Origin of the sequence: Pseudomonas sp. 6D_7.1_Bac1, assembly GCF_025465945.1 — a bacterium.
In the GTDB taxonomy this organism is placed as follows: Bacteria; Pseudomonadota; Gammaproteobacteria; order Pseudomonadales; family Pseudomonadaceae; genus Aquipseudomonas.
On the sequence record NZ_JANLNW010000071.1, the window covers coordinates 143254 to 169461 of the forward strand.

Annotated in this window: 23 protein-coding genes and 3 pseudogenes; 13 read left to right on the forward strand and 13 right to left on the reverse strand. The window is 59.9% G+C overall.

Annotated elements, in window-relative coordinates; translation table 11 throughout:
* Positions 1-18: 18 nt before the first annotated feature.
* Positions 19-1995 (reverse strand): alkyl/aryl-sulfatase, encoded by a 1977-nt coding sequence (locus NTD87_RS19500; protein WP_262115828.1) that lies wholly within the window; start codon positions 1993-1995, stop codon positions 19-21.
* Positions 1996-2099: 104 nt separating this feature from the next.
* On the opposite strand from NTD87_RS19500, the gene NTD87_RS19505 reads away from it, so the two are divergent.
* Positions 2100-3035: a LysR family transcriptional regulator gene (locus NTD87_RS19505; protein ID WP_262115829.1), complete on the forward strand. Its 936-nt coding sequence runs from the start codon at positions 2100-2102 to the stop codon at positions 3033-3035.
* Positions 3036-3239: 204 nt separating this feature from the next.
* On the opposite strand, the gene NTD87_RS19510 is transcribed toward NTD87_RS19505, so the two are convergent.
* A complete protein-coding gene (locus tag NTD87_RS19510; RefSeq protein WP_262115830.1) occupies positions 3240-4391 on the reverse strand; it encodes an MFS transporter in 1152 nt (383 codons plus the stop codon).
* 151 nt (positions 4392-4542) lie between these two features.
* On the opposite strand from NTD87_RS19510, the gene NTD87_RS19515 reads away from it, so the two are divergent.
* Positions 4543-5535: a diaminopimelate epimerase gene (locus NTD87_RS19515; RefSeq protein WP_262115831.1), complete on the forward strand. Its 993-nt coding sequence runs from the start codon at positions 4543-4545 to the stop codon at positions 5533-5535.
* A gap of 113 nt (positions 5536-5648) precedes the next feature.
* Here NTD87_RS19515 and codA read toward each other — a convergent pair whose 3' ends face one another.
* From codA to NTD87_RS19530, 3 genes are all read right to left on the reverse strand, one after another.
* Positions 5649-6887, reverse strand: a complete 1239-nt coding sequence (codA, locus tag NTD87_RS19520) for a cytosine deaminase (RefSeq protein ID WP_262115832.1) — start codon at positions 6885-6887, stop codon at positions 5649-5651.
* A 97-nt stretch (positions 6888-6984) separates the two neighbouring features.
* A complete protein-coding gene (gene queD, locus NTD87_RS19525) occupies positions 6985-7341 on the reverse strand; it encodes a 6-carboxytetrahydropterin synthase QueD (protein WP_123426580.1) in 357 nt (118 codons plus the stop codon).
* 94 nt (positions 7342-7435) lie between these two features.
* On the reverse strand, positions 7436-8515 hold the full coding sequence (locus NTD87_RS19530) for a patatin-like phospholipase family protein (protein WP_262115833.1): 1080 nt from the start codon (positions 8513-8515) through the stop codon (positions 7436-7438).
* Between the two features lie 143 nt (positions 8516-8658).
* Between NTD87_RS19530 and NTD87_RS28125 the strand changes: the two are divergent.
* The 4 genes and pseudogenes from NTD87_RS28125 to NTD87_RS19545 all read left to right on the forward strand — a co-directional run.
* Positions 8659-8743, forward strand: a pseudogene (locus NTD87_RS28125) (peptidase); the annotation flags it as partial.
* Positions 8743-9057, forward strand: a complete 315-nt coding sequence (locus NTD87_RS19535; RefSeq protein ID WP_262115834.1) for a PepSY domain-containing protein — start codon at positions 8743-8745, stop codon at positions 9055-9057. The pseudogene NTD87_RS28125 and the gene NTD87_RS19535, both read left to right, overlap by 1 nt.
* On the forward strand, positions 9057-9725 hold the full coding sequence (locus tag NTD87_RS19540) for a response regulator transcription factor (protein ID WP_262115835.1): 669 nt from the start codon (positions 9057-9059) through the stop codon (positions 9723-9725). The genes NTD87_RS19535 and NTD87_RS19540 overlap by 1 nt, the downstream gene beginning before the upstream one ends.
* Positions 9722-11035 carry a sensor histidine kinase gene (locus NTD87_RS19545; protein WP_262115836.1) on the forward strand — a complete coding sequence of 438 codons (1314 nt, stop codon included), beginning with the start codon at positions 9722-9724 and terminating at the stop codon, positions 11033-11035. Before NTD87_RS19540 ends, NTD87_RS19545 begins: the two co-directional genes overlap by 4 nt.
* A gap of 172 nt (positions 11036-11207) precedes the next feature.
* Here NTD87_RS19545 and NTD87_RS28130 read toward each other — a convergent pair whose 3' ends face one another.
* Together NTD87_RS28130 and NTD87_RS28135 are read right to left on the reverse strand one after the other, a co-directional pair.
* The gene (locus tag NTD87_RS28130; RefSeq protein WP_410017498.1) at positions 11208-11963 is read right to left on the reverse strand and encodes a methyl-accepting chemotaxis protein; all 756 of its coding nucleotides are present in this window, start codon (positions 11961-11963) and stop codon (positions 11208-11210) included.
* A gap of 102 nt (positions 11964-12065) precedes the next feature.
* Positions 12066-13355, reverse strand: a pseudogene (locus NTD87_RS28135) (HAMP domain-containing protein); the annotation flags it as partial.
* A 393-nt stretch (positions 13356-13748) separates the two neighbouring features.
* On the opposite strand from NTD87_RS28135, the gene NTD87_RS19555 reads away from it, so the two are divergent.
* The 3 genes and pseudogenes from NTD87_RS19555 (at position 13749) to NTD87_RS28145 (ending at position 16829) form a co-directional block, all read left to right on the forward strand.
* Positions 13749-15065, forward strand: a complete 1317-nt coding sequence (locus NTD87_RS19555; RefSeq protein ID WP_262115852.1) for a Na+/H+ antiporter family protein — start codon at positions 13749-13751, stop codon at positions 15063-15065.
* An 81-nt stretch (positions 15066-15146) separates the two neighbouring features.
* Positions 15147-15971, forward strand: a pseudogene (locus NTD87_RS28140) (cache domain-containing protein); the annotation flags it as partial.
* A gap of 102 nt (positions 15972-16073) precedes the next feature.
* Entirely contained in the window at positions 16074-16829 is a 756-nt protein-coding gene (locus NTD87_RS28145) for a methyl-accepting chemotaxis protein (protein WP_410017499.1), read from the forward strand.
* A 141-nt stretch (positions 16830-16970) separates the two neighbouring features.
* Here NTD87_RS28145 and yegQ read toward each other — a convergent pair whose 3' ends face one another.
* Entirely contained in the window at positions 16971-18296 is a 1326-nt protein-coding gene (gene yegQ, locus NTD87_RS19565; RefSeq protein ID WP_262115839.1) for a tRNA 5-hydroxyuridine modification protein YegQ, read from the reverse strand.
* Positions 18297-18452: 156 nt separating this feature from the next.
* On the opposite strand from yegQ, the gene NTD87_RS19570 reads away from it, so the two are divergent.
* Positions 18453-19514: an AI-2E family transporter gene (locus tag NTD87_RS19570; RefSeq protein ID WP_262115840.1), complete on the forward strand. Its 1062-nt coding sequence runs from the start codon at positions 18453-18455 to the stop codon at positions 19512-19514.
* Here NTD87_RS19570 and NTD87_RS19575 read toward each other — a convergent pair.
* The 3 genes from NTD87_RS19575 to NTD87_RS19585 form a co-directional block, all read right to left on the reverse strand.
* Positions 19511-19693, reverse strand: coding sequence for a hypothetical protein (locus tag NTD87_RS19575; protein WP_262115841.1), 183 nt, complete (start codon positions 19691-19693; stop codon positions 19511-19513). The genes NTD87_RS19570 and NTD87_RS19575 overlap by 4 nt on opposite strands.
* A gap of 105 nt (positions 19694-19798) precedes the next feature.
* Positions 19799-19993, reverse strand: coding sequence for a hypothetical protein (locus NTD87_RS19580; protein ID WP_262115842.1), 195 nt, complete (start codon positions 19991-19993; stop codon positions 19799-19801).
* A 261-nt stretch (positions 19994-20254) separates the two neighbouring features.
* Complete coding sequence (locus NTD87_RS19585) at positions 20255-20575, reverse strand: hypothetical protein (protein ID WP_262115843.1); 321 nt, start codon at positions 20573-20575, stop codon at positions 20255-20257.
* Positions 20576-20821: 246 nt separating this feature from the next.
* On the opposite strand from NTD87_RS19585, the gene NTD87_RS19590 reads away from it, so the two are divergent.
* Complete coding sequence (locus tag NTD87_RS19590; protein WP_262115844.1) at positions 20822-21640, forward strand: shikimate 5-dehydrogenase; 819 nt, start codon at positions 20822-20824, stop codon at positions 21638-21640.
* A gap of 180 nt (positions 21641-21820) precedes the next feature.
* On the opposite strand, the gene NTD87_RS19595 is transcribed toward NTD87_RS19590, so the two are convergent.
* Entirely contained in the window at positions 21821-22468 is a 648-nt protein-coding gene (locus NTD87_RS19595) for a YceH family protein (protein ID WP_262115853.1), read from the reverse strand.
* Positions 22469-22663: 195 nt separating this feature from the next.
* Positions 22664-24487 carry an ATP-dependent zinc metalloprotease FtsH gene (ftsH, locus tag NTD87_RS19600; RefSeq protein ID WP_262115845.1) on the reverse strand — a complete coding sequence of 608 codons (1824 nt, stop codon included), beginning with the start codon at positions 24485-24487 and terminating at the stop codon, positions 22664-22666.
* Positions 24488-24764: 277 nt separating this feature from the next.
* Here ftsH and NTD87_RS19605 point away from each other — a divergent pair, with 277 nt between their 5' ends.
* Positions 24765-25472, forward strand: coding sequence for a phosphoribosyltransferase (locus NTD87_RS19605; RefSeq protein ID WP_262115846.1), 708 nt, complete (start codon positions 24765-24767; stop codon positions 25470-25472).
* A gap of 172 nt (positions 25473-25644) precedes the next feature.
* The gene (locus tag NTD87_RS19610) at positions 25645-26154 is read left to right on the forward strand and encodes a DUF1993 family protein (RefSeq protein ID WP_262115847.1); all 510 of its coding nucleotides are present in this window, start codon (positions 25645-25647) and stop codon (positions 26152-26154) included.
* Positions 26155-26208 lie beyond the last annotated feature (54 nt).

The window sequence follows — 26208 nt, forward strand, 5'->3', positions numbered from 1 at the left end:
GGGCGCAACCAACCGGCATCAGCCTTTGGTTGGCGGCGTAACGATGTCGAACCAAAGATCGAAGTCGTCAACCATACCGAACAGCTGCGGCAGCAGCAGGGGGTTGCCGGAGCTACTCAGTTTTCCTTCCACGATCAGTCGTACGGCCGACACATCTTTGAGCAACAGGCGATTGAGGTCGGCGCGGTTAATGGTCACGGTCTGCCCGGCATCGGCGCTCTGTATGCCCTTGATGTTGTTCAAGTGCGAGTTCTTCAACTCCAGCAGATACGTTTCGTTTACATCCGGCAGGTTCAGATTAATGCTGATGTTCTTGCCTTCGGCTTTTTCGGCGTTCAGACGAACCCCGAGGTAGTCGAAGATCAGTCCGGTATCCATCGCGGCCAATGCGTCACCACTGTTCATTTTGGTGGACGGTAGATTACGTGGCACGCCATTACGCAGTTCCTGCGCCGCCGCCAGATAGCTGTTGCGCCAGCCAGCGTTCTCGGCCTGGTAGCCCAGTTGCTCCAGGGCGTCGGCCTGCAGATCGCGGGCGGCTTTGTTTTCCGGGTCGGCGAAGACCAGCTTGTTACCGACTTCGGCAACCCAGCGATATTCACCTTGGTCGTACGACGCCTTGGCCATCTTCAATACCTGATCGGCACCGCCCATATAGGCAATGTAATGCTTTGCCGACTCTTCCGGGCTAAGCGGGTCGAGGGTTGCCGGGTTGCCGTCGTAGTAGCCGAGGTATTTGTTGATCACCGCCCTTGAGTTGTGGCTGATCGAGCCATGATAGCCACGGTTGAACCATTCCTTGCTGAGTTCATCCGGCACTTTGATGCGGTGCTGGATGTCGTCGATGGTCACGCCCTGATTGGCCAGATGCAGTGTCTGATCGTGGAGATAGCCGTAAATATCACGCTGTTTCTCCAGGACCTTGACGATGTCTTCGTGTCCCCAGCGCGGCCAGTTATGGACGGCAAACAGCACCTCGGCCTTGTCGCCGAACCGGTGCAGGGCTTCGTTGATGTATTTGCTCCAACCCAATGCATCGCGGGTTTCAGCACCGCGCAGGGTGTACAGGTTGTGCAGCGTGCCAACCACGTTTTCGGCCATCAGCAGCGCTTTTTGCTGCGGCAGCCAAATGTTCATTTCCGAGGGCGCTTCGGTGCCTGGCGTGTTCTGAAAGGTAAAAGGGATACCGTCCAACTCGGTTTCTTCGATGGCAGCCTTGATCAGCCGGGACGGCGCAATCAGGCTCAAAGGCCCGGATGACAGGCCTTTGCCGATAGCCATGTCAACCTGACCTTCCGGACTTTTGGGGAGCAACGTGCCGTATTGGTACGTCGCGCGGCGAATCATCGCGTTGCCCGCCAGCACGTTCTCTTTGATGGCCGACTCCATGAAGCCGTTCGGCGCGATAATCTGCACCTCACCGCTGGCCACCTGTTCCGGTGTGACCAGGCCACGCACGCCACCGAAATGGTCGGCATGTGCGTGGCTATAGATGATGACTTTAATCGGCTTTTGTCCGAGCTCCTGACTGACCAGCGCGTAAGCGGCCTTGGAAGTAGCCGGGGTGGTCAGCGTATCAATGACAATCCAGCCGGTCTTGCCTTCGACAAACGTAATGTTCGCCAGGTCATAGCCGCGCACCTGGTAGATGCCATCGGTGACCTTGTACAAGCCGTACTTGAGGTTGAGCAACGCCTGACGTTGAAGGCTCGGGTTGATACTGTCGAAGTCCTTTCCCGCATGCAGAAAATCATAACCCCCCAATTGCCAGGCGACGCTGCCATCGTCGTTCTTGATCAGCAGATTGTCCGGGCGCTTGATCAGCCCTTTATCAACCCGATCGAAATCGCTTTGATCCTCAAACGGTAAACTGGATTTCACCTGCTGTTGGGCGGCGATGGTGAAGGCGGTCGCAGGTTTTGTACCGTCGGCATCAGCAGCCATCAAGGGTGGGCATAAGCTGACCAGCAGAACTGCTGTTGAGAGGCGAATCATCGGGTGGCTCCGGAATTGTTATTGGAGGAGATCTCTAGCACTATGCCGTTAACGCATTCGATAATTCCAATGCATTCCAATCCGGTAATTGATGCAGGATCAGCATGAGCGACCTACGCCAACTCCGTCATTTTGTTGCCCTCGCCGATCATGGCCATTTCGCTCGCGCTGCCGCAGCGGTCAACCTCAGCCAGCCGGCACTTTCGCGCAGCATTCAGGCCCTTGAAGGCCATCTTGACTGCCAGTTGGTCGACCGCAATCCGCGGGGTGTTGCCTTGACAGCCCATGGTCGGTTGGTACTTGAGCACGCTCGGCGGTTACTGGCCGCCAGTCGTGCGCTGGACAATGCGGTGCTGCAACTGGCAAGCCTGGAAACTGGCGAACTGCGTCTTGGCGCGGGCCCTTTTCCGGCCGCGCGCCTGATGCCCCAGGCGCTGGGGAAGTTTTCCTGTTCCTACCCCCAGGTCACGGTGCAGCTAGCCATTGAAAACTGGCAAAGCCTGCGGCAACGACTGTTGGATGGAGACATCGAGCTGTTTATAGCAGACGGCAGAGAGCTGGAAGGCGACCCTCAGTTAGAGGTTCAACCCTTGCAAAAGCATCAAGGCGTCTTGTTCTGCCGTCCGGGCCATCCGCTGTGTGAACTGCGCAACGTAGGTCCTGATGAACTGCGGCCCTATCCACTGGCGGGGCCCCGATTGCCACAGGAAGTCCAGCAATGGCTGGCGACCACGCTTGGCCGTCCACAGCCGCTGGGCGTGCAATGCGATGATGTATTGTTGCTCAAACAGTTGGTCGCCAGTAGCAATGCGGTCTGCCTGGTGCCATGGGATGTCATCGCAGACGATGTGCAGAGTGGCCGTATGGCAATCGTGGATTGGAATGTACGGCCGACTTTGACGTCTCCAAAAGCTTCAGCCTATGCCCTGGTACGACTGGCTGGACGCAGCCTGTCCCCCGCGGCACAAGCCTTTGTCGACTATCTGTTGGAGATCGATGGAGATGCCCTGCCGGGCGTGCAGGCCAGCGACGGGCTCTAAAAAACATTGTGGCGAGGGAGCGAGCCCTAATGTAGCAGCTGCCGAGCCCGCGAGGCTGCGTTCGAGGACGAAGTCCTCGCAAATCCGGCACACACGGTATGCCTGAAAGAACGCGCCGCCTGATTTTACGACTGCTGCGCAGCCGAACGCAGGCTTCGCCAGCTGCTACGGATCGTGCAGCAGTCGCCCCCTTGCCACAGTTTTTCAGACTTTCAACACCTTGCCACTGACCGCCACGGCCAGCAGCAACACCGCGATCAAACCAAAGGCAAAACTCAAACTGCTGCCGTGGGCGATAAAACCGATCACCGCAGGCCCCGCCAGAATGCCTGCATAGCCCAAGGTAGTGATGGCTGGCACGGCGATGTTTTCCGGCATGACGTTCTGTTTGCCAACGGCGGTGTACAGCACCGGCACGATGTTCGAACACCCAACGCCGACCAACGCATAACCGACCAGCGCGGCTTCCCAAAACGGTGCCAACGTTGCCAGCAGCAAACCGCTGGCAGCGGTCAATCCGCCAAACACAATGACTCGCGTGGCCCCGAGCTTATGCACGATGGCATCGCCCGTCAGCCGCCCGACCGTCATGGTCAACGCGAAAGCGGCATAGCCCAGCCCTGCATAGGCGGTGTCGACGTTACGCTCCGAGGCCAGGAACACCGCGCTCCAGTCCAGCACCGCGCCTTCGGCAAGAAACACGATAAAACACAGGCTGCCGATAAACAGCACCACGCCATGGGGAATGGCGAACGCCGGCCCCGAGCTTTCGCTGCCATAGGGCAACAGATGGGGAGCCGCCTTGAGCAACGACACGAGCAGAAACACGATCACCACCAAGGTCGCGCCCAGCGGCGAAATGCCCAGACCAAGCAGGCCGCTGACACCCGCCGCACCGACGATCCCGCCGAGGCTGAACAAGCCGTGAAAACCCGACATCATGGTCTTGCCGCTGGCTCGCTCGACGATCACCGCTTGCAGGTTCACTGTCGAATCCACCGTGCCCAACCCTGCACCGAACAGGAACAGCGCGGCGATCAGCAGCGGGATCGACGACACCGTCGCCAGCAGCGGCAGTGCCAGGCAGATCAACAGCGTGCCGCCACTGAGCACCCGCCGACAGCCGAAGCGTGAAGCCAATGCACCGGCCATCGGCATCGCCAGAATCGAACCGACTCCCAGGCACAGCAACAATAAACCGAGGGTGCCGTCATCGAGCCCGGCCCGGGCCTTGGCGTAAGGCACCAGAGGTGCCCACGCGGCGATGCCGAACCCGGCAATAAAGAAGGCGATGCGCGTCGACATCTGTTCCAGGCGCCCGGGGCGGACGGGGGCGGGAGGGAGAATGGCGGTCATGAAAAATCCTTGGCATTTCGGTGGAGGCTGCGAACAGGGCAACATCCTTGCACATCAATGACCCTCAGACGACCTTGAGGTTCGTGCGTGTGATGTGAGTCGCCAGCGCTTACAGTAACGACTCGTTCCAGACCCCATTCAGGACCTGTCCATGACCTCGCTTTTCGATGCCCGCGGGAATATCTACGCTGTTGTCAGCCCACACGAGTTGCGCCAGCGCGGTATTGATCTGCCGGAGGGGGCCAACCCGTCAGCTCAACAGCGCGCGGACTGGACCCTTGCAGCCATATGGGCGTTTTGCAGTTGGGCGCCGGGTGCGCAACCAGCCGGCGCCAAGGCGCACCGTTCGGACGGTTTGCTGGTCGGCCCGTTTCAGGCTGCGCCACCGTTTGACCTGTTGATCGTCAACACCGACGGCACCCTGGCCGAGCGCAGTGGCAATGGCCTGACGATTTTTGCCCAGGCGCTGACCGAGCAAGGTTTGATGCCGGCCGAAGGTCGTTGCGTGCTCAAGGTTTACCATGACAAAGGCGATGCCGTGTCGCCTGTCGAAACCTCGGTAACGCCTGCACAGGTCGATGGTGTGCAAGGTTTTTGGCTGGACCTGGGCAAACCGATGTTCGGACCGTACGCGGTAGGGGCCCAAGGTGTTGAAAGCGCGATACTGAATGGTCGTGAAGTCAGTCATGTGCGGCCGTTGTCGGAACTCGATCCTGCCTGGACCCGGAGCCAGTTCGTTCGCATTGGCAACCCTCATTGCGTGACGCTGGTTGAACAGGCCGCTGAGTTGCCAAGCAATGAGCGCATGCGCGAGCCCCGGTTGTCGGCCGATCTGACGCACATCGCCTTCGCCCCACCGACTGGAGCCGGCGAGCTGTGTCCAGCAGGCGTCAACCTGCAATGGGCGATGCGCGAGTCCGAAAATCGTATTGCCGCTCGGGTCTTCGAACGCGGCGAAGGCCCGACCGCGTCTTCCGGCACCAGCGCCAGCGCGGTGGCCTGCGCGGCGTGGAGTGTGGGGTGGGTGTCGGCGGGGGCCGTGGCGGTGGTTATGCCCGGCGGCACGGCGCCGGTGCTTCTTGAAGAACAGGACGGTGAGTTGAGCCGGGTCAGTTTGTTTGGCACGGCGCGTTTGATGCTCTGATTATGCGGTGCCAGTCAGATTGCCATCGCGAGCAGGCTCGCTCCCACACTGGATCTGTGTCGCGCCGCAGTTCACTTGTGGGAGCGAGCCTGCTCGCGATGGCGTCAGCCCGGTCAGCCGAAAAGCTCCACCACCGGCATCTGCCGCTTCATCAACACCTTGCCGGCGCGAATCGAATACAGCGGTAGGCCCTGGCTGCGGATTACCTCGTAATCGCTGTCGGCCGAGAGAATCAACAAGTTCGCCGGACGCCCCGGCTCCAGCCCGTAACGATCGCCCAGGGCCATGGCCTTGGCGCTGTTGTCGGTCACCAGGTCCAGCGCGGTTTGCAGGGTGCGGTAACCGAGCATGTGGCAGATGTGCAGGCCGGCTTCGAGCACCCGCAGGATGTTGCCGTTGCCCAGTGGATACCACGGGTCGACGATCGAGTCCTGACCGAAACACACGTTCATCCCGGCTTCCAGCAACTCATTGACCCGGGTGACGCCACGGCGTTTCGGGAAATTGTCGAAACGTCCTTGCAGGTGAATGCTTTCGGTCGGGCAGGAAACAAAACTGATCCCCGAGTGCCCGAGCAGACGGAAGAGTTTGGCGCAGTACGCATTGTCGTAGGAACCCATCGCGGTGGTGTGGCTGGCGGTCACCCGCGAACCCATGTCGCGACTGCGGGCTTCCTCGGCCAGAACCTCAAGAAAGCGTGAGTGCGGGTCGTCGGTTTCGTCGCAATGCACGTCCACCAGGCAACCGGTGCGCTCAGCCAGGTCCATCAGGAACTTCACCGAGCTGACGCCTTGATCGCGGGTGTACTCGAAATGCGGAATGCCGCCGACCACATCGGCGCCCAGGCGAATGGCTTCCTCCATCAACTCGCGGCCGTTGCGGTAGGACTCGATACCTTCCTGAGGGAAAGCGACGATTTGCAGGTCGATCAGGTGCCGGCTCTCTTCGCGCACTTCAAGCATGGCCTTGAGCGCGGTCAGCTGCGGATCAGTGACGTCGACGTGGGTGCGCACATGCTGGATGCCGTGGGCGGCGAGGGCGTCGATGGTCTTCCTGGCGCGGGTTTTGGTGTCTTCGGCAGTGATGGTCGCCTTGCGCTCGCCCCAGCACTCGATGCCTTCGAACAGCGTGCCGCTCATGTTCCAGCGCGGTTCACCGGCAGTCAGCGTGGCATCGAGGTGAATGTGTGGCTCGACGAAGGGCGGCACGACAAGATTGCCGCCGGCGTCGAGGTCTTCAGGCCCCAGGGGCGGGGCTTCGGTCTGCCGGGCGATGCTGGCGATCAAGCCGTTTTCCAGGTGCAGCTCATGCAGGCCTTCACGGTTGCGCAGGCGGGCGTTGATGATGTGCATGGGGTCAGGTCCTTTGGTCGATCGATAGCGCCGGTGAGTGCCTGAATCATAGGCATAAAAAAACCACCGGTCTCGGTGGTTTTTTTGATTCCCAGGCTTATTCGCCGTGGTAGATGCAGCCGCTGGTGCAGGTCTCGTGGATGCGGATCGCACTGAGTTCCGGCAGCAGAGGCTTCAACTCATTCCAGATGAATTTGGCCAGGACTTCACTGGTCGGGTTTTCCAGGCCAGGAATATCGTTCAGGTAGTTGTGGTCCAGACGCTCATACAACGGCTTGAAGATCTCCTTGATTTCCGAGAAGTCGCGGATCCAGCCGGTGTGTGGATCAAGGTCGCCGCTCAGGTGAATCGCCACTTTGAACGAGTGACCGTGCAGGCGGCCGCACTTGTGACCTTCCGGGACGTGGGGCAGGCGGTGGGCGGATTCGAAGGTAAACTCTTTGAAAATTTCCACAGTGGTTTGAGCTCTGTCAGGTGGCTATCGCCCACGGCGATGGGGCAGGTCCCGAGTTTAACAGCTTGGGTTCCGGGTTGCGGGAAAACACTGACTAAAGGGTCAACAGCTGCTCGCCCAAACGTCCGCTGGCGCTGAGTTCGAGGAACTCGTCACCGAGCCGTTGGCTCTCATCCATCGCGGTTTTCCAGTACTTCTGGCGGCTGGCCGGATCACCCATGAAACGCTTGAAATCGTTCCTGTCGGGCAGCTTTCCGTAGGGCAGGCGCGACAAATACGCCTTCGACGGCGCCACCAGCAACACGTCCTGCAAGCGCCCCGGATTGCCGCGCCGCCACGGCAGGGTTTTGTCGAACCAGCCGGGAATCACCCGATCGGTGAAGTGCGGGTAGAGCACGATGTCATCACCGCTGTACGGCAAGTCGAGGTGGTAATCCAGCAAGCCGCCATCGCGATAAGTCCCCGCGCCGGCACCGGGCAAGTCACGTACGCCTTCCATGACCATCGGGATCGAACCCGAAGCGAGCAAGGCCTGACGCAAGTTGCCGGCATTGAGCGGGACGAAACGCGACGGGAAGTCGTTCAGCGCGTTGAGCGGTGGCGCCAGGCGCGGGTCATGCACGATCAAGCGTTCAAAGTGCCGCGACAACCGTGCACGGCCACGCAGGTTGTCGGCAATCACCGATGATAGCCCCAGCCCGAGTCGCCCGCGATGGTCGTCAGCCAGCAGGCCGTGGCTTTTCACTACCATGATGTTCAGCCGATAGAGCGGGTTGTCCAGCAGCAGCGCATCGCGACCGTCGAGCAAGTCATGCAGCATGCGCTGCGAGCTTTGACTGATGTGCGCCATGCTCATGCCCTTGGTGAAGCTCTGGGTGTTGTACAGCTCGCCGAGACGCCTGATGCCTTCGGCAGCGTCTGGCAAACAGGCACTGGCGAAGCGCCAGGAACCGACCGAGGCACCGATCAACGAGCGCTCGCGTGGCGCGGCCGGTAGCCACTCGCCGAACAGTGCCAGGTCCAGACCTTGAATCCCCAGGGCTTTCGGTCCGCCGGCGGCGCCCGGCAGCGTGCCGACATCCAGGGCGCTCAAACCGTTATCGCGAATCCGCGTCAAGGCGCGTGGGCCGGCCTTGAGGGTCAGGGCGGGGAATTTGATGTGGATAGCGGTCATACCGGTCTCTGTGCGGGCGAGCGGGTGATTATAGAAGTGTCGGCGCGTATGGCTGAATAAAATGTGCCGTTGGGCAATATGGCGATTCAGTTTCAGTTAAGTTCGTATAGCTAGGGTGGCAGGCATGGCTGGTACCCTTCGATCAGATCGAGCGGCGTGACCCTCAGGGCATTGAGCAGGATCTGGAATTGGACGCTGCAGGTACTCAAGGATCATCAGGATACGTAATGAAGGTTAATCTGCGCGCTTATGGTCTGGCGACCCTGACGCTTCTGGCATTTTGCTCGGTGGTGCAGGCCCGCGACCTGGATCAGGACGAAGCCCTGCGCTTGCGTCAGCAAGGGGTGATCCTGCCGCTTGAGCAACTGTTGCAGCAGGCCATGGACCGTTACCCCGGCGCTAAACTGCTGGAAGCCGGGCTTGAACAAAAGCACGGCGTTTACATCTACGAAGTCGAGTTGCTGACCGCCGATGGCGTGGTGCGTGATCTGGATCTGGACGCCGCCAACGGGCGCTTGATCAAAGACAAGGAAGATGACTGATGCGTCTGTTGCTGGTGGAAGACCACGTACCGCTGGCCGACGAATTGATGGCCGGACTCAACCGCCAGGGCTACGCCGTCGATTGGTTGGCCGATGGCCGCGATGCGGTGTATCAGGGCCGCAGTGAGCCCTACGACCTGATCATCCTCGATCTGGGCCTGCCGGGGTTGCCGGGGCTTGAGGTGCTCAGCCAATGGCGTGCCGCTGGCCTGGCCACGCCGGTGCTGGTGCTGACCGCGCGCAGCTCCTGGGCCGAGCGCATCGAAGGGCTCAAGGCCGGTGCCGACGACTACCTGAGCAAGCCATTTCACCCGGAAGAACTGCACCTGCGCATTCAAGCGCTGCTGCGACGTTCCCACGGTCAGGCCAATCAACCGACGCTCAAGGCCGCCGGTTTGCAACTGGACGAGGGCCGTCAATGCGTGGTTCGCGACGGCACCGACATTCAGCTGACCGCTGCCGAGTTCCGCCTGTTGCGTTACTTCATGCTGCACCCGCAGCAGATCCTTTCCAAAAGCCACCTCGCCGAGCACCTCTACGACGGTGAGACCGAGCGCGGCTCGAACGTGCTGGAAGTTCACGTCAATCACCTGCGCCGCAAACTCGGCCGCAACGTGATCGAAACCCGGCGCGGTCAGGGTTACCGGTTCGGTGGGCAGGCTCAGTGAAGTCGATTCAGCGTCGTTTGAGCCTGGGGCTGATCAGCATCATGGTGATCGTGGGGCTGGTGCTGGCGCAAACCAGTCTATGGCTGTTCGAAATGGGCTTGCAGCGGTATCTGGAAGCCGGGCTGCGCAACGACAGTGAAAACCTGCTGACGGCGTTGGTGCGTGGGCCGCAGGGTTTGGAGCTGGACGAGCGACGTCTGTCGCCGGCCTACCAGCGACCGTTCTCCGGGCATTATTTTCATATCGACTTCGCCGGCAGCCACTGGCGCTCACGTTCACTGTGGGATCAGGAACTACCGCTGCTCGATCATCCCGGGCTGCACAGCAACCTGCAACTGGGGCCGGAAGGTCAGCAATTATTGGTCTTGCGCTCGGACTACCGGCGGTTGGGGCAGTCGATCTCCATCAGCGTGGCGCAGGACTACACCCCGGTGCGCGAGAGCTTCCAGCGTATGCGCCAGGTCGGGCTTGGGTTGGGGCTGACGGGGTTGCTGCTCATTCTGATCTTGCAGCGCGTCACCGTACGGCGAGCCTTGCGACCGCTGGAAAACGCCCGCGAGCAGATCGCTCAGTTGCAGCAAGGGCAACGCTCGCAACTGGACGCTCAAGTGCCGCTGGAGCTGGAGCCCCTGGTGGCGCAGATCAACCATTTGTTGGCGCATACCGAAGACAGCCTCAAGCGTTCGCGCAATGCCCTGGGCAACCTCGGGCATGCGCTGAAGACGCCATTGGCGGTGCTGTTGAGCCTGGCATCGAGCGAAAAACTCGACGCCCATCCCGAACTGCGCAAGATGCTTCAGGAGCAACTCGAACAGGTTCAGCAGCGACTCAATCGCGAACTCAACCGCGCGCGCCTGGCGGGCGATGCCTTGCCCGGTGCGCAGTTCGATTGCGCTGCCGAGCTGCCGGGATTGCTGGCGACCCTGAACATGATCCACGGTGAACACCTGAATCTCAGCTACACGGCACCGGCCGGTTTGCATTTGCCTTGGGATCGTGAGGACGTGTTGGAACTGCTCGGCAACCTGCTGGACAACGCCTGCAAATGGGCGGATGCCGAGGTTCGGTTGAGCATTGTCGAGACGGTCGAGGGGTTTGGGCTGGTGGTGGAAGACGATGGGCCGGGGATTCCCGAGGCGCAACGTGATCAGGTATTCAGTCGCGGCGCGCGGCTGGATGAGCAGATTGACGGGCATGGCCTGGGACTGGGGATCGTGCGCGATATTGTCGAGGCGTGGGGCGGGGAGTTGGTGTTGCAGGAGAGTGAGTGGGGCGGGTTGAAGGTGAGGGTGTTTCTGCCCAAACGCTGATCCCCTGGCTGACACCGATCCGAGGAACACTTAGTCATCTGTGGGAGCGAGCCTGCTCGCGATGGCGGTATGACAACCAACATCAACGTTGAATGTCCCAGCCTCATCGTCGGATCGCCGCCCGGAGCAGGCTCGCTCCCACATCAGATTTCCAGTGGATACAGTGTCTGCGTCACACCCGGAACTGATCCATCAAACTCTGCTGCTGATTCGCCAGGCTGTTGAGCGACTGGCTGACCCGCGCCGATTCATTGGCTTGCCCCGACAGCGACTCCGTCACGTCACGAATAGTCGCCACGTTGCTGTTGATCTCTTCGGCCACCGCGCTCTGCTCTTCCGCAGCGCTGGCGATTTGCAGGTTCATGTCAGTAATCACCGTCACCGCGTCGCCGATCTGCCGCAGGGCGGTGACCGCCTGGCTGACTTGCTCGACACTGCCCTGGGCCTGGCGATGGCTGTTGCTCATTGAGCCGACGACATCTTGGGTGCCGCTTTGCAGTTGTTCGATCACCTGACGGGTTTCTTCCACCGACTCTTGCGTGCGGCGCGCCAGGTTGCGCACTTCATCGGCCACCACCGCAAAACCACGACCGGCCTCACCGGCACGGGCCGCTTCGATGGCGGCGTTCAGTGCCAGCAGGTTGGTCTGTTCGGCGATGGCGCGAATCACTTCCAGCACCGAACCGATCTTCTCGCTGTTGGCGGCCAGGCCTTCGACCTGGGTCATTGCCGTGCTCATGTCGGCCGCAAGGCTGTCGATGCTGGCGGTGGTGCGGTCGATCACGGTCAGGCCCTGACGGGTCGCCTGATCGGCATCGCGTGCCGCTTGGGCCGCTTGGGCGGCGCTGCGAGCGACATCCTGGGCGGTGGCGCTCATTTCATGGGACGCCGTGGCCACCTGATCGACCTGACGGTACTGCTGCTCCATACCGGCGCTGGTCTGGGTGGCGATGGCCGATGATTGATCCGCTGTGCTGCGCGCGTCCTGCACCGAGCGTTTCACTTCAGCGATGATCGGTTGCAGCTTGTCGAGGAAGCGGTTGAACCAGCCGGCCAATTGCCCGAGCTCGTCTTTTTTGTCGTAGGCCAAGCGGCGGGTCAGGTCGCCTTCGCCGCTGGCGATGTCTTCAAGCATGTGCGCCACGCCGAGAATCGGTTTGGTCACGCTGCGCGCCATCAGCCACACCAGCAACAAACCGATGATGGCCGCGAGTACGCCGAGGCTCAGCTCGATCAGAGTGCCGGCGGTGTTGCGTTCATCGAGTTGTTTCTTCAGGGCTTCGGCCGGGCCGACCAGGACTTTCTCCGGCACGTCGAGCAGCACGCCCCACGATTTGCCACCGGGAATCGGCTGGAAGGGCGACAGTACCTTGAGGAGCTGATTGTTGTGCAGGCTCTGGGTCTGAGTGCTGGCGGCGAGCATGCGGATCAATTCGGCGCCGCTGTCCTTGTCCACGGTGTCCAGACGCTGGCTGAGTTTGCTGGCATCCGGGCTGTATCCGGCCAGCAGGCCGACCGGGCTGAGGATGCTGACGTTGGTCTGGCCGTCATAGAGCTTTTTGCTCGCTTGCTGGCTGACCGCTTGCAGGCTGTTGAGGTTGATGTCGACCGACAGCGACGCGATGACTTTCCCGTCGACCATCAACGGAAAGACGATGCTAGTCATCAGCACGTTCTGGCCGTCGATCTCATAGAAGTAGGGTTCGATCACGCACGGCTTGAGGGTGGTGCGTGGGCAGGTGAACCAGGCGTTGGCCGGCTCGCCGCTAGGACCGGTGCTGGTGTCGGCCATGTCGCTTTCCGGCAGCGACATCGAGTTCAGCTTGCCGGCGGTCGGTTGCGACCAGTAGAGGGCGAAGCGGCCCTTGTCGTTGCTGCCGAGTTCTTTCTGGCCGACGAACAGCTCGTCCTTGCCGTCCAGTGCGTTGGCTTCGAACACCAGCGACAGGCCGAGCAATTGCGGGTTGGCTTGCAGCGCCGATTTGACCTGACGGGTCAGGTCTTCACGCAGGTCGAAGGCGTCGAGGAAGCGCTTCTCGGCCTGCTCACGCAGGAACAACACCTGGCGCGAGAACCCGTGGCCATATTGATAGGCGTCCATGAACTGCTGGCGAATCCCCAGCGCCTGAACTTCACCCTGCGCCTCGATGCGGGCTTGGGCCGCTTCGTTGAGCATTTCCATGCTCGAGGCTTTTACCAGCGCCGAACTGTGCTCCATGCGATACAACGAAAGACCTACCAGCAAGGTCACGATACCGGCCAGGCACAGCCCGGCGAGCAGGGTGATCTTCCATTGAATGGAAAGTTGTCTGAGCGGCATGGAGACGTCCTTATTCGATATTTATCTGAGACTTTGCACTGTAACGGCCGTGTTTTTCCTTTCTTTATCCATTCGAATAAATAAGAAATCACACAAAACCCGTAGCAGCTGGCGCAGCCTGCGTTCGAGTGCGCAGCAGTCGTGAATTCATTCGATGCGGTGTTTCAGGAATACCGTGCAGGCAGGGTTTACGACGGCTTCGCCGCCGAACGCAGGCTGCGCCAGCTGCTACGGGGATATGTGTTGGTTTTGACAAGCCAGGCCTGCTGCGGCACAGTGCGCGCCCTCTAATAAAACCCTCTCTTCAATCCGCCGTCGGCTCATGCAGCTGGCTGGACGGATTCATCCTGTTTGCGCCGGATTTACCCGTCGCCGTGTTTTGAGGTAACGATGATTAATGCAGTAATTGCCGCGGTCGGCATCATGCTGGTGCTCAGCCTGTCCCGCGTGCATGTGGTGATCGCGCTGATCGTCGGCGCGATGGTGGGCGGTTTGACCGGCGGCCTGGGTATCGATGCAACGCTCAAGGCCTTCAACAGTGGCCTGGGCGGCGGTGCGACCGTGGCCTTGTCCTACGCTTTGCTCGGCGCTTTCGCAGTGGCCATTGCCAAATCCGGTTTGGCCCATGCCTTGGCGGACAAAGCCTTGCTGCTGGTCGACCGACAGGACGCCGCTGGCGGTGGTCAGGTCAAATGGTTGCTGATCGCGTTGCTCTGGGTGGTGGCCATCGCTTCGCAAAACATCCTGCCGATCCACATCGCCTTCATTCCGTTGCTGGTGCCGCCACTGCTTTATGTCCTGACCAAGCTGCAACTGGATCGCCGACTGATTGCCTGTGTCATGACGTTCGGCCTGATCACGCCGTACATGTTCTTGCCGGTGGGCTTTGGCAACATCTTCCTGAATGAAATTCTGCTGGCCAACGTCAGTAAAAGCGGGGTGGACATCAGTGGCGTCAACGTCACGCATGCCATGGGGATTCCGGCGTTGGGCATGGTGTTCGGGCTGTTGATAGCGTTTATCAGCTACCGCAAGAAGCGCGTGTATGACCTGGAGAAGATCGAGCGGGTCGAGCAGGTCGCGGTGCAGTACAACCCGTTGACCTTGATGGTCGCGGGGCTGGCCATTGCCTCCGCCTTTATCATTCAGTTGCTGCTGGACTCGATGATTATCGGCGCGCTGGCCGGGTTTCTGATTTTCTCGGTGTCGGGCGTGGTGCGCTGGCGCGAGACCGACGACCTGTTTACCGAAGGCATGAAGATGATGGCGATGATCGGTTTCATCATGATCGCCGCCTCGGGTTTTGCTGAAGTCATGAAAGCCACCGGCGAAGTGCAGACCCTGGTTCAAGCCTCGGCTTCGTGGATCGGTCACAGCAAGGGCATCGGTGCATTGCTGATGTTGCTGGTCGGCTTGCTGGTGACCATGGGCATCGGTTCATCGTTTTCCACGGTGCCGATTCTCGCGGCGATCTTCGTGCCGCTGTGTGTGCAGCTGGGTTTCAGTCCGTTGGCGATTGTCTGCATCGTCGGCACCGCCGGCGCCCTGGGCGATGCCGGCTCGCCAGCCTCTGATTCGACCCTGGGCCCGACCTCCGGTCTGAACATCGACGGCCAGCATCACCACATCTGGGACACCGTGGTGCCGACGTTCCTGCACTACAACCTGCCGCTGCTGGCGTTTGGCTGGTTGGCGGCGATGATCCTCTGATTTTACTGCGCCTACAGTTTTGCGTTGATGTGCCGTTAACATGGCTGTACCCACGCCATTAAAATCCAGAGTGAACAACACATGCGCCTGAGCCTTAAAGCCAAAGTCTTGTCCCTCTCCGTCCTCCCGGTTTTGCTCTTTGCACTGGTCATCAGCCTGACCACCGCCTTCATCTTGCAAGAGCAGGCCCGTAAAGAAGTCGAAGAAACCCGTCAGCGATTGATGAACGATGCCAAGGCCACCCTGCAAAGTTACGTTGCGGTGGCGATGACCACGATCAAGCCGCTCTACGACGCGGCGGCACCTGGCGATGAGGCGGCTCGCGCGCAAGTGGTCAAACTGCTGTCGAGCATCAGCTACGGCAAGGACGGTTACTTCTTCGGTTACGACTCCAACACCGTGCGCCTGTTCAAGGCCAATAGCCCGGAAGGCGTCGGCCAGAGCTTCAAGGACAACCGCGATCCGAACGGTGTGTACGTTAACCGCGACCTGGTGAAAGTCGCCAAGGACGGTACGCACTACCTGCAATACAGCTCGCCGTTGCCTGGCGACAGCAAAGTCCTGGTGCCCAAACTGGGTTACACCGAATACCTGTCTAAGTGGGACATGGCCATCGGTACCTCGGTGAATCTCGATGGTGTCGAAGCCCAGGTCGCAGCGGTCCAGGCCGAGGTTCGCGATCGCATGGAAGGCGTGGTGCTGAGCATCGTCGGCATCGCGGCGGTGGTGCTGTTGGTGATCGCGGCGGTCGGTCTGTTTGTGGCCAACACCATTTTGCGTCCGCTGCACCTGATGAAGGCCAATCTGGACGACATCGCGGCAGGCGAGGGTGATCTGACGCGGCGGCTGGCGATTACCTCTCAGGATGAACTCGGCGAGCTGGCCGGTTCGTTCAACCGTTTTGTCGACAAGATTCACGGCCTGGTGCGGCAGATCACCGAGATGACCTCGCAGCTGAACGGGCTGGTCCATCAGGTGTCCGATCAGGCCCAGCGTTCGGAGCAGGCCATGGAGCGCCAGCGTCACGAGACCGATCAGGTGGCCACGGCGATCAACGAAATGTCCTCGGCAGCGCAGGAAGTGGCGAAAAGCGCTCAGGGTGCGGCGGTCGCTGCCCAGCAGACCGACGAAGAAGGTCAGGCCGCCAAGCGCGTGGTGGCCGGGAGCATTTCGCAGATCCATGCACTGGTTAACGATATTCGCAGCAGTGGGGTCTCGCTCGACAGTTTGCAGCAGGACGTGTCGTCGATTGTCAGCGTGCTTGGGGTGATCCGTTCGATTGCCGATCAGACCAACCTGCTGGCGCTCAATGCTGCCATCGAAGCCGCGCGTGCCGGTGAGGCCGGGCGTGGTTTCGCGGTGGTCGCCGATGAGGTGCGTGCGCTGGCCAGCCGCACGCAGCAAAGCACTCAGGAAATTCAGGGCATGATCGACCGCTTGCAGGCTGGCACACAGTCGGCGGTCGACGCCATGCGCCGCTCCAGCGATGCTGGTGACGGCACGTCGGCCCAGGCCAATGAAGCTGGCGCTTCGCTGGACACCATGGCCCGGTTGATCGGCACCATCAACTCGATGAACGCGCAGATTGCCAGCGCCGCCGAAGAGCAAACCGCCGTCGCCGAAGAGATCAATCGTAGCGTGCATCAGATTGCCGTGGCGGTGGACAGCGTCGCCGACGAAACCCAGCTCGGCGCACAAACTTCCCGCAGCCTGGCGGATCTGGGGCAGCGGTTGGGCAAACTGGTGGGGCAGTTCAGGATCTGAGGCGCCCGACAGGCCGCCATCGCGAGCAGGCTCGCTCCCACATTTGATTGATGGTGTTGTCGCAATTTGCGGCAACGCACAAATCTACTGTGGGAGCGAGCCTGCTCGCGATGAGGCCGGCACAGACACTGCCAGTCGCGACTAAACCACCGTCACATCCCGCATCAACAACCCGAACCTCAAATCCACCGCATCCGGAATCGGTAGATACACGGTATGCCCGTCCCCCGGTGCCACTTCAACCGCCTCACCTTTGGCGTTCTGCAACTGATGCAAGTCAAAGTGGAAGTTGCCCTTGGGCGTCATCAGTTCCATGTGATCACCCAGGCCAAAGCGGTTTTTCACCTTGACCTCGGCCAGTCGATCACGGCGCTCGCCGGTCAGTTCACCGACGAACTGCTGGCGCTCCGACACCGAGCTGCCGTTCTGGTAGTTCTGGTATTCGTCGTGCACATGCCGGCGCAGGAAACCTTCGGTGTAGCCACGCTGGGCCAGGGACTCGAGGTCGTCCATCAAGCTGCGGTCGAACTCGCGGCCGGCCACGGCATCGTCGATGGCACGGCGGTAGACCTGAGTGGTCCGGGCACAGTAGAAGTGTGATTTGGTCCGGCCTTCGATCTTCAACGAGTGGACACCCATCTGCGTCAAACGACCGATATGCTGCACGGCGCGCAGGTCCTTGGCGTTCATGATGTAAGTGCCGTGCTCATCTTCGAAGGCTGGCATCAGTTCATCGGGGCGGTTGGCTTCCTGTAGCAAAAACACCTGATCGGTCGGTGTGCCGATTCCCAGCACAGGTTCCGGTACGAACGCCTGAACGATCTCGCCCACGATGTTTTCCGTGGCGGGCTGCGCAGCATATTTCCAGCGACAGGCATTGGTGCAGGTGCCTTGATTCGCGTCGCGCTTGTTCATGTAACCCGACAGCAGGCAGCGCCCGGAATAGGCCATGCACAACGCGCCGTGGACGAAGACTTCCAGCTCCATGGCGGGGACCTGCTGGCGGATTTCGTCGATTTCCTCCAGCGACAGCTCCCGCGACAGGATGATCCGGCTCAAGCCTTGCTGCTGCCAGAACTCGACGCTGGCCCAGTTCACCGTGTTGGCTTGTACCGAGAGGTGGATCGGCATCTGCGGGAAATGCCGGCGTACCAGCATGATCAGTCCGGGGTCGGACATGATCAGCGCATCCGGTGCCATGGCGATGACCGGCTCGAGATCCTTGAGGAAGGTTTTCAGTTTGGCGTTGTGCGGGGCGATGTTTACCACCACATAGAAGCGTTTGCTCTGGGCCTGGGCCTCTCGGATGCCGAGGGCCAGGTTCGCATGGTCGAATTCGTTGTTGCGTACTCGCAGGCTGTAGCGCGGTTGGCCGGCGTAGACCGCATCGGCGCCGTAGGCGAAGGCGTAACGCATGTTTTTCAGGGTGCCAGCAGGGGCGAGCAGTTCAGGCATGGCGAGAGTCATGAGGGCGTCGATCGCAAAAGCTCGCGAGGGTAGAGCAGCCGCGGCGGGCGTTTATTGATCTGGATCTATGCTTGATGAACAAAGCAGGGCGCTCGGGCGTGACGTGCCTGACTAACGAGACAGCCAGTGTCTGCGTGTTACTGGCAGGGATCGGACATGAAGCAAACCGTTGTGCGAGACAAATCACTGCTGGTGCTGCTGGTGTTGGTGACCGCAGCGTTCATCTGGATTCTGCTACCGTTCTACGGTGCGGTGTTCTGGGCGGTGATTCTTGGCATTGTCTTCGCGCCCTTGCAGCGTCGACTACAAGTGAAGTTTGGCTGGAACCGCAATCTGACGGCGCTCTGCACCTTGGGCATTTGTCTGGTCATTGCCATTTTGCCGGTGATCATTACGAGCGTCCTGTTGGTGCAGGATGGGGCGAACCTCTACAAGAATATCGAGAGCGGCCAGTTGGATATCGCCGGCTACCTGGCGCAGTTCAAACACAGCCTGCCACCGTACTTCCAGCACCTGCTGGACCGCTTTGGCATGGGAGAGCTCAACGCCTTGCGCGAGAAAATCGTCAAGAGCGCGATGCAGGGCAGTGAGTTTTTCGCCAGTCAGGCGTTCAGCTTCGGTCAGGGTACTTTCGAGTTTGTGGTGAGCTTTTTCATCATGCTCTATCTGCTGTTCTTCTTTCTGCGCGACGGTGCCGAACTGGCGCGCGAGGTCCGTGCGGCTGTGCCATTGGCGGAACATCAAAAACGCCGTTTGCAGCTCAAGTTCAATCGCGTGGTGCGAGCCACGGTCAAAGGCAACTTGCTGATGGCGATCACACAAGGCGCGCTGGGTGGTTTGATTTTCTGGTTTCTGGACATTCCCAGCGCATTGCTCTGGGCGGTGATAATGGCGTTTCTGTCGCTGTTGCCAGCGGTCGGGGCGGGGATTGTCTGGGCGCCGGTGACGGCTTGGTTTTTGCTCAGCGGCGCGATCTGGCAGGGCGTGGTGCTGGGCTTGTTCGGAGTGTTCGTGATCGGTCTGGTGGACAACGTACTGCGGCCGCTCCTGGTGGGCAAGGACACCCGGATGCCGGATTACCTGGTCCTGATTTCGACCTTGGGCGGTCTGGCGATCTTCGGTCTCAATGGTTTTGTCATTGGGCCGTTGATCGCCGCGCTGTTTATGTCGAGTTGGGCCTTGTACATCGAAACCAAGCCGCGTATGCAGTTGCCTTAAGCGCTCAGCGCGTAGGTACCGATACGTTGCGACAGGGCCTGGGCGGCAGGCAGTGAAGTGAGCGGGCCGCTGATCGCGACGCCGTCCTGAACCACGTACCAACAGGCGAGCAATCCCAGCTCTCTGAGCGGTGCAGGAACGGCGCTGCCGATAACGGACATGATCTGAACCTTGGGCATAAGTACCTCCATCAATCTATGGAGCTACCTTACTGACCCAGCGGTTATACGGAAAATCAACGCTCTCGATAGTGGACATTGACGCCTTTGAGGCGACAGCCGCTGTCAGTCGACGACCTGGTCGAGCATGTTCATCACTTCATGGTCATTGAGCAGGCCTTTGCGCACCAGGTTATCGGCCAGCAGCGAGAGAAACTTGGCGCTGCGATGGCCTTCCAGGTGCTTGAGCTCGGTCAATGCGTTATAGACCTTGCTTGAGGTACAGAGTCCAACAATGCGGTGCGGGTTTTGCGTGGGCATAAGGGTCGTCCTTGTTTTTATGAACCGTTTATTACGGACAATTCAGAGCTTGCTGAACTGTCATGACATAAATATGACGGTTGTTGCGTTGAAGCCAGGGCATTCGTCGGATCAATCATGTCAAATTTAACCGCAGTCACTGTCCCGGCAGCGACCTTGGCGAGATTTATTCAGACATGGTTCAAACAGTGGAACAAAAACAGGCCCCGTTTCGAGGCGGGGCCTGTGTTGTGTTGCCTGTAGTGATTGCCAGCACGGGCCTTAGTAACGAGGCTGAATGTAGTACCCCGGTTGTGGCGGGACGTAAACCGGTGCTGGCTGGACGTACACCGGCTGCGGTTGAACATAGACTGGCTGCGGTTGAACGTAGACCGGTTGCTGTACATAAACCGGACGCTGCGAGTTGGCGACGACTGATCCCGCTACCACGGCGCCTACCACAGCGCCGACGGCGAGCGGTGCACCCCAGCCCCCGCCCCAGCAGCAGCCACCACCGTGGCCATAGTAGCCATGGGCCTGCGCCTGTCCGGCGACAGCAAATGCACCGACCAGCAAGGCTATTACAGGGAGTTTGCGGATCATGATAATTCCTCGTGTTTTCGTCCCGGCGCTTGAACCTGCAATAGACCCAAGGATTGTCGCGGGGGATAACTTTCAGACAACGTTTTTTGGTAAAACTGCGACGCGTCTGAGTAAATATTGTGTAAGGTCTGTACCGGCATCTTTACCTTGCTACACCCGCCGGGCCAGACACCTCACTATGATCGGACAAACTCGACGGGCTGGCTAATCCCGTCCATCTGAAAGTGCAATTTGCAGGAGATTCACATGCGGATGAACCCGAACAAAGATACCCAACTGTGCATGTCGCTGTCTGGGCGCCCCGGGAACTTCGGTCTGCGTTTCCACAACCATTTGTATGAGCAACTTGGCCTGAACTTCTATTACAAGGCCTTCAGCAGCCAGGACCTGCCCGGGGCGGTTGGCGGGATTCGTGCGCTGGGTATTCGCGGCTGCGGCGTGTCGATGCCCTTCAAGGAAGCCTGTATCGCGCTGGTCGATGAGCTGGACGCGTCAGCCGCGGCCATTGCCTCGATCAATACCATCGTCAACACCCACGGCCACCTCAAGGCTTACAACACCGATTACATCGCCATCGAGCAGTTGCTGAAAACCCATGCTGTGCCGCAGGAATCGACATTCGCTTTGCGCGGCAGTGGCGGGATGGCCAAAGCGGTGGCCAGCGCCTTGCGCGACGGTGGCTATAAAAACGGATCGATCGTGGCGCGCAACGAAAGCGCAGGCCGTGCCCTGGCGGATTCGCTGGGTTATCGCTGGCAAGCAGACCTGGGTAGCGAGCGCCCGCAGCTGCTGGTCAACGTCACGCCAATTGGCATGACCGGAGGAGCAGAAGCCGATCATCTGGCTTTCGACGCCGAAGCTATCGATGCGGCGCATACAGTTTTCGATGTGGTGGCGATTCCGTCGGAAACGCCGCTGATCGTGCGGGCTCGTGCCGCTGGAAAGCGGGTCATCACCGGGCTTGAAGTGATCGCTATTCAAGCGCTTGAACAGTTTGTGCTGTACACCGGCGTGCGCCCCAGCGATGAGCAGTTCCAGAAGGCAGTGGCATTCGCCCGCAGTTAGCAGATCAGATTGGGAGCGAACCTGTGGCGAGGGAGCTTGCTCCCGCGGGTCGGTCCGCGTTCGGGCGAAGCGACCCTAAAAGCAGCCTCCGCGAGTATTCAGATGGAACGCGACTGCCGGATTACGACCGCTTCGCGGCCGAGCGGGAGCAAGCTCCCTCGCTACATAACAGCTGCGGTGTTACTCGAGGCGGGCCAAACGCTCTTCAAGTGCCGCAATTCGTGCTTCGAGCTCTTCGATGCGTTCCACCGAAACACTGCTGCTGGCGCCACGTTCCGCCGGATTCTGGCGGGCGCTGAGGATCGTTTCGATATCGGCCGGGTCGCCCAGCGCGTGCATGTAGCGGTCTTCGCGTTGGCCCGACTGGCGCGGCAGCAACATCGCGAGACCGCGAGCAATCAAGCGTTCCAGTTGATGGATAACCTGTTCGGCATCTTCGAAGTCGTGCATGCGGCCACTGCGCGTCAGCAGTTCGTTGACCGTCTGCGGACCGCGCAGAAACAACAAACCGGCCAGAATGACCTGGGCCGGTACCAGTTCCAGCGCCTTGTCGAGTCGATGCTCCCAGCGATCGGCGCGGCTACCCATGACCAGCCTGGTGAAGCCACGACCTTCAAGGGCACGCAAGCTTTGCCCGACCTGGCCCTGGCTGAGATTCATCACCGGTTCCCGGCTGGTTTTCTGGTTGCAGGCGATGACCAGCGCATTGAGGGTCAGCGGATAGGTTTCCGGGCTGGTCGCCTGTTTCTCGATCAAAGAGCCGAGAATCCGCAGCTCCGTGCTGCTCAGCCGCAGTTCATCGGTAGACGTCTCTTGTTCGGTGCTCATGCTTTCTGGACCCTTGCTAACCGTTACTTCCATTTTTTACTCCATAATTTAGCAACAGACCCTTGTTTTTCAGGCCAGATCGACCCCCCTTCAAGTCGTTCTGTTTGACGTTCAGAACCCGGTTCTCGGCGAGCAGAACCTCGTTGAGGGAGGTGAGTGCGGCAATCTTAACGCACAGTGGCAGGCGGACCTCAATCATGGCGAACCATCAGGGGCGGATTTGAGGGGCATCAAGGGTGGGAACTCTTCGGGCGTCAGGGTTTCCTTTTCCAGCAGCAGGCGGGCGCCGGCATCCAGGTCGGCCCGACGACTGTCGAGCAGCGCTTTGGCACGGTTATAGGCTTCTTCGAGCAAGGCGCGGATGCCCAGGTCAATTTCCCGCGCGGTTTGCTCCGAATAGTCCTTCTGGCCAAACCCGGCCATGTGTTCGCCCAAATAGGTAGGATTTTGCCGTTCCAGTACCGATTGACCGAGTTCGGCACTCATGCCGAAACGGGTGATCAACTGCCGGGCGATGTCGGTCGCCCGGGTGAGATCGTCGGCTGCGCCTGTGGAGATCTGGCCATAGACGATGAACTCGGCAGCCCGACCGGCCATCAGTACGGCGATTCGATCCTTGAGCATCTGACAACTGATCAAGAAGTGATCCTCGGTGGGTCGCTGCAAGGTATAACCCAGCGAGCCAATGGAGCGGGGGATGATCGAGACTTTATGTACCGGGTCCATCCCGGGCAAGGTGCCAGCGGCCAGGGCATGCCCCATTTCGTGATAGGCCACCACCAGGCGCTCATCAGGCCGTAACAGGCTGCTCTTGCGTTCGACACCCGCGACGATGCGTTCTACCGCGGCAGTGAAGTCGTCAAGGTTGACGGTCTGGCCTCCCCGACGGGTGGCAACAATGGCGGCTTCGTTGATCAGGTTCGCCAGGTCCGCACCGGTGAAACCTGTCGTGATTTCGGCGATGCGTTCGCAGTCAATGTCGTGAGCCACGGAGATTTTTTTCAGATGGACCGTGAGGATGGCCTGTCGGCCTTTTCGATCGGGGCGGTCGATCACGAGCTGACGGTCGAAGCGACCGGCCCGTAACAGCGCTGGATCAAGTATCTCCGGCCGATTGGTCGCCGCCAGCAGGACCACACCTTCGCGCGGGTCGAAACCGTCCAGTTCGGCCAGAAGCTGGTTAAGGGTCTGCTCTTTTTCGTCGTTGCCACCAAACGCACCGACACCGCGCATTTTGCCCAGGGCGTCGAGTTCGTCGATGAAAATAATGCAAGGTGCTGCTTGCCGTGCCTGCTCGAACAAGTCGCGCACTCGAGCGGCACCGATACCGACGAACATTTCGACGAATGCGGAACCGGAAATCGAGAAAAACGGCACGCCGGCTTCACCGGCGATAGCCTTGGCCACCAGGGTCTTGCCGGTGCCAGGTGGGCCGACCAGCAGAGTGCCCTTGGGAATATGGGCTCCCAGGCGTGTGTATTTGGCCTTGTCCTTCAGGAACGAGACGATTTCCACCAGCTCGGCCTTGGCTTCATCAATGCCCGCTACATCGGCGAAGGTGACGCCGGTATCACGCTCGACCGATACCTTGGCCCGCGACTTGCCGATGTTCATCAGCCCGCCAATGCCCTGTTTTTCGGCCATGCTGCGGAACAGGAATTGCCAGAGCACCATAATCATCACAAAGGGCAGCAGCCAACCCAGCAGCCCGTTCAACAGTGTGTTTTCGCTGACTCCGGAAAAACCGACACCTGATGGAGCCAGTTCGGCCGCCAGCGTGGGGTCGACTCGCACGGTGGTGAACAGGTCGTGGCCGTCGATAGGCTCTTGCAGCTTGCCGCTGATCTGGTCCTTATCGACCCGCAGCTCGCTGACCTTATGCTCGCCCACCAGTTGCAGGAACTGACTGTAGGGGATGCTCTGCACAGAATGGCGCTCTACAAAAAAAAGCTGAGCGAGTGCAAGAACCAGAAAGGTGATAGCGAAGTAGGAAAGGTTCCACTGGTGATTCTTCTTCATGGCCTTGACTCAGGGGAAAGGGACACGATGCGTGGCGGTTCAATCCTTAACCCCATGGGCATTTGAATAGGATTCTAGACGCCATCAGCCCGAACATATCGGTAATCGTGGCAAGTGAACCAACTGTCGTCTGCTTGCAGCCGCTGCGCGGGGGCGGCCCGATAATATCGGGTGAAGAAAGGCAAGCTGATCCGAACCCAGCGCTCGCCGCTCTTAATCAGAGGTCAAGGCCGTGCGATGCGAACCGACAGGCGTGATTGCCTCAGGAGGTTTCCAAATGACATATCTTCACTCACAGCAAACCCTCTTGTACGACCGGGCTGCTGCCGGCCGAAGTCTGGTGGCACCGCTGCGTCAATACGCTCAAAGAGCCGATGTCATCGTCCTCGCCTTACCCCGTGGCGGGGTTCCAGTTGCCTATGAGATCGCCACGGCCCTGGAGGTTCGCCTGGATCTGATGCTGGTCCGCAAGCTGGGGGTTCCGTCCCAGCAGGAGTACGCCATGGGCGCAATTGCCAGCGGCGGCATACAAATCGTCAACGAAAATACGCTGCGGGCTCACCCGATTGATCAGGGCGCGTTCGATGCCGTGGTCGCACGGGAAACGCGGGAGCTGTTGCGTCGTGAGCGTGTTTACCGCGCAACGCGTGCGCCAGTGGCGCTCAAGGACCAGGTGGTGATTCTGGTCGATGATGGCCTGGCGACAGGGGCCTCAATGAAAGCCGCGATCCACGCCGCGCGCTTGCAAACGCCGTCTCGCATCGTAGTGGCCGTGCCGGTGGCACCACTCGAGACGCTAGAGGCGCTGCGCAACGAAGTGGATGAGCTGGTTTGCCCGCTCATTCCCGAGTGGCTGATTTCGATCGGCTATTGGTACATGAACTTCACCCAGACCTCGGACGAAGAGGTCATCGATCTTTTGCAGCGAGCCTGGCAAAGAGAGTCCAGTTCGGGCATTGCCCCTCAGGAGAGTTCCGATACTTGAGCCTCACTATCGAACGCTGGACCTGGAAACGTGGGGGGTGATCGACTGGATCTGCCGGCAGGCTGAACGGCGACTTGCGCAATCAAAGACAAGCCGCACGGAGCCTCAAGCATGGCTATAATCGCGCCACGATTTACCCCTTTCACAACACCCGCCACCCAACGAGACTGCCATGACTATTTCTCTGTACGCTGCTTCCGTTCCGGTCTTCAAGCAAATGCTCAACGCGTTGAGCGATGTTCTGAACAAGGCTGAAGCCCACGCCACGGCAAAAAACATCGACCCGAATGCCTTCCTGCAAGCGCGTCTGTACCCGGACATGTTTCCGCTGGTACGCCAGGTGCAGATTGCTGTTGATTTCGCCAAAGGCGTTTCTGCCCGTCTGGCCGAAGTCGAATTGCCGAAGTACGACGACACCGAGGTGACCTTCGCCGAGTTGCAAGCCTTGATCGCCAAGGTGCTGTCCTTCATCGACGGTATCAAACCTGAACAAATCAACGGCAAGGAAGGTATCGAGATCGTTACTCGTCCAGGCACCCCGAAAGAAAAACGCTTCAGTGGCCAGGCTTACCTGCTGACCTACGGCCTGCCGCAGTTTTTCTTCCACGTCACCACCGCTTACGCGATCCTGCGTCACAACGGTGTTGAAGTCGGCAAGCGCGATTACATGGGCGCGTTCTAAACCCGCCGGATACGAAAAAGCCCGCCACGGTGTGAACCGTGGCGGGCTTTTTGT